The sequence below is a fragment of the Rhodohalobacter sulfatireducens genome, assembly GCF_022012475.1.
GTDB classification, from domain to species: Bacteria; Bacteroidota; Rhodothermia; order Balneolales; family Balneolaceae; genus Rhodohalobacter; species Rhodohalobacter sulfatireducens.
This window is the reverse complement of record NZ_JAKLWS010000065.1, coordinates 1-3,900: the sequence shown is the minus strand read 5'-3', so window position 1 is coordinate 3,900 and position 3,900 is coordinate 1. Positions and strand designations below refer to the sequence as shown.

At 58.9% G+C, this 3,900-nt stretch carries 3 protein-coding genes; all 3 read left to right on the top strand.

What is annotated here, in order from left to right:
- Positions 1–71 precede the first annotated feature (71 nt).
- Positions 72–1,091, top strand: coding sequence for a 5-dehydro-2-deoxygluconokinase (iolC, locus tag L6773_RS20950; RefSeq protein ID WP_237856631.1), 1,020 nt, complete (start codon positions 72–74; stop codon positions 1,089–1,091).
- On the top strand, positions 1,088–2,038 hold the full coding sequence (locus L6773_RS20945) for a Cgl0159 family (beta/alpha)8-fold protein (RefSeq protein ID WP_237856630.1): 951 nt from the start codon (positions 1,088–1,090) through the stop codon (positions 2,036–2,038). Before iolC ends, L6773_RS20945 begins: the two co-directional genes overlap by 4 nt.
- A 27-nt stretch (positions 2,039–2,065) precedes the next feature.
- The coding region (gene iolD, locus L6773_RS20940; RefSeq protein WP_237856629.1) for a 3D-(3,5/4)-trihydroxycyclohexane-1,2-dione acylhydrolase (decyclizing) at positions 2,066–3,900 on the top strand (1,835 nt) is incomplete at its 3' end.

Genomic DNA, 3,900 nt, shown 5'->3' with positions numbered 1-3,900 from the left:
ATGGCGACCCTGGATCCTTCGATGGAGCGGTCCTGGAGTGATGTAAACACGCAACCTGAATTTGCGGGCGAATGAGTGAGCAGCCATCCTACGATCTTCTGTGCATGGGCCGCAGCTGCATTGACCTGTACTCCAATGATATCGGGGCCCCGTTTGAGCAGATCACCGGGTTTTCGGCCTTTGTGGGGGGCTGTCCGACCAACATCAGTACGGCGGCCCGCCGGCTGGGCGTGAAATCTTCGCTGTTTACCGGGGTGGGTGAGGATCCGGTGGGCGATTTTATCCTTCACTTTCTCGACAACGAAGGCATTGACCGGCGGTATACGGTACGCAAGCCGGGGCGGCGAAGCAGTGCGGTGATTTTAGGGATTGAACCCCCGGACAAGTTTCCGCTGGTTTACTACCGCGATAACTGCGCGGATATCGCCTTAACGATCGGGGACGTTCAGCAGATCCCGATTGAGAAGTTCAGGGCCCTGCTGATCAGCGGAACCGGACTCAGTAAAGAGCCCTCCCGCAGCGCCACGGCGTATGCGGCAGAGATCGCATCAGAACGCGGTGTGGCGGTGTTTTTGGATATAGATTTCCGGGCCGATCAGTGGCCGGATGTTCAAACCTTTGGGGCGGCCGTCCGCTCGGTGCTACCCTGTGTTGATTATGTGATTGGCACGGATACCGAGATTAAAGCCGCGGCCTATAAGGGGTCCGGCAAGGCCGAAATCCAGCACTCCCAGGTGAACGAATCCAGCGTGGAGGCGGACCTGGCCGAGAGCATTCGCACGCTGTTGGGCAAAGGCCCGAAGCGGCTGTTTCAGAAATCAGGGACCGACGGGTGCTACATGGTTGAACAACCGGGGGATGAAAGGGTTCATGTTCCCGGGTTTCCGGTGCAGGTGGTCAACACGCTTGGGGCCGGCGACGGGTTTGCCGGGGGGTTGCTGTATGGATTTTTAAACGGCTGGGAGTGGGCCAAGGCGGCCCGGTTTGCCAACGCATGCGGGGCCTACCTGGTGACCCAGCACGGGTGTGCCAATTTTATGCCTACCCAAGATGACATTCAAACATTTTTAAAACAACATGGTGGACTATGAGTTCCTTCAGTAAAGAAAAGATATTACCCTCGAATCTGTTTGCCCGGATCACCGAGACCCGGCTGCGCAACCCGGGGTATGCCCTGGCTGTGGCTTCCGGGCGTGTGCGTCGGGAGGGGTTTGTTCAAACCGACCCTCTGAATATTGTGGCGGCCGATCACCCGGCCCGCGGGAGCCTGAAAGCCGGGGATGATGCGTTGGCGATGGCCGACCGGCAGGACCTGCTGGGGCGGCTGATGCAGATCCTGCAGTCCGACTGGGTGGACGGGGTGCTGGGCTCGATGGATATTGTGGAGGATCTGCTGATCCTGCATGGCCTGAAGAGCGAGGCTGGCGAAGGATTTTTGGACAACAAACTGCTGATTGCCAGTTTGAACCGGGGCGGGCTTCCCGGGTCGGCCTGGGAGCTGGACGATCCGATGACCGGCCCGAATGCAAGCACGTGCGTTCAATACGGGCTTGATGCTGCCAAGATGCTGCTTCGGGTGCATATGGACGATGAGCGCTCCCTGAACACCATCCGGTACTGCGCCGATGGGATCCGGGATATGAACACGATCGACCGTCCGATTTTTATAGAGCCGCTGCCGGTTGTGCCGACGGGAAACGGATACAGGGTGGATGCCGATCCGGAAAAACTCATTCAGCTGATGAGTGTGTGCTCGGCGTTGGGGGACAGCAGCCGGAATGTGTGGCTGAAAATTCCTTATACCGAACAGTTTGACCGGGTGGTGGGCTCCACGAGCCTTCCCATGGTGATTTTGGGAGGAGGCAAGAGCCACTCCAAGGAAGAGTTTCTTGAAAATATTCGCCGGGCGATGGACACCGGCCGGCAGGTTCGCGGGACGATGATCGGCCGCAATATGCTCTACCCGAAAGATTCGGGGCCCCTGGAGATGGCTGAGTCGATCGGCAAAGTAGTCCGCCAAAAGGATGTTTCTGCATAATCATACCCAATCAAAGAGATCGATAATATGAGTACGACAACCAAACTAACGACCGCCCAGGCGCTGATCCGATTCTTACACCAGCAGTATGTACACCGCGATGGGGTTGAATATCCGTTTATCAAAGGGGTGTGGGGTATTTTTGGCCACGGCAATGTGGCCGGGATTGCCCAGGCGCTGCATCAGTACCCGCAGATGCCCTACTACCTGTGCCGCAACGAGCAGGCGATGACCCATACCAGTATTGCCTATGCCAAGGCGAGCAACCGCTTGCAGGCCTTTGCCTGCGCCTCCTCGATTGGCCCGGGAGCGACCAATATGGTGACCGGTGCGGCCACGGCGACGATCAACCGGATCCCGCTGCTGCTGCTGCCGAGTGATTATTTTGCCCGCCGCAACGTGGGGCCGGTGCTTCAGCAGCTGGAGCATCCGATGAGCCAGGATATATCGGTGAATAATGCTTTCCAGCCGGTCTCCCGGTACTGGGACCGGATCAACCGGCCCGATCAGCTTCCCTGGTCGATGCTGGAGGCGATGCGGGTATTAACCTCCCCCGCCGAGACCGGTGCGGTGACCCTGTGCCTGCCGCAGGATGTACAGACCGAAGCTCATGAATACAACACCGACCTTTTTGAAAAGCGGGTGTGGCGGATCCCGAGAAACCGCCCGGATGAAGGGGCCTTCCGGCAGGCGGCCACACTGATCCGGCAGGCCGAACAACCCTTCATTATTGCCGGCGGCGGGGTATTGTACAGTGAAGCGACCGAGGCGCTCAAAACAGTTGTGGATCGCACGGGTATTCCGGTTGGGGAAACCCAGGCGGGCAAAAGCAGCCTGCCGTTCGATCACCCGCTCAACCTGGGGCCGGTGGGGGCGACCGGTAGTTTAGCATCGAATAAAACGGCTGCAGAGGCGGATGTGGTGATTTTGATCGGCACGCGGTTAAGCGATTTTACGACCTCCTCGAAGAGCCAGTTCCAGCACCCGGATGTCAAATTTGTCAGCATCAACGTCAACGCGATGGATGCGCATAAGCTCTCGGCCTTATCGCTCATCGGCGATGCCGGGGTCACCCTGGGCATGCTGGAGGAGGCCCTGGACGCCTATGAAACCAGCGGGTCGTACCAGGCAACGATTGCCGGGCGCAAACAGCAGTGGGCCGAGGAGCTTGACCGGGTGACGCACCTGCCGGCCACCGACCAGCTGCAGCAGCCCAATGTGATTGGGATAGTCAACGAGGCGGCCGGGGAGGATTCGGTGGTCATCTGTGCGGCGGGAAGCCTTCCGGGAGACCTGCATAAACTCTGGAAGGCCTATCAGCCGGGCGGCTACCACCTGGAGTACGGGTATTCCACGATGGGGTACGAGATTGCCGGGGGGCTGGGGGTGAAGATGGCCAGGCCCGACAAGCGGGTGGTTGTGATGGTGGGCGACGGGTCCTACCAGATGCTCTCCTCGGAGCTGATTACGGCGATCCAGGAAGGCATAAAGATGACCGTGGTGCTGCTGGACAACCGCGGGTATGGCAGTATCGGTTCGCTGTCGGAGTCGGTGGGCTCGCAGGCCTTTGGCACCAACTACCGGTATCGTGATGAGGGGTCCAGCCAGCTGGAGGGGCCGACCCTTCCGATGGATTTTGTGAAGAATGCGCAGAGTTACGGGGTGGGGGTTCACACCGCAGCGAGCTACCAGGAGCTGGAGAAAGCGCTGCAGGCCTGTTTCAAGGCGGACAAAACGCAGGTGATTGTGGTAAATGTGGACAAGGAGCAGAAAGTACCCGGATATGAAGGCTGGTGGGATGTGCCGGTGGCCGAAGTGGCGGAAACCGAATCTGCACAAAAAGCCCGAAAGCAGTACGAAGA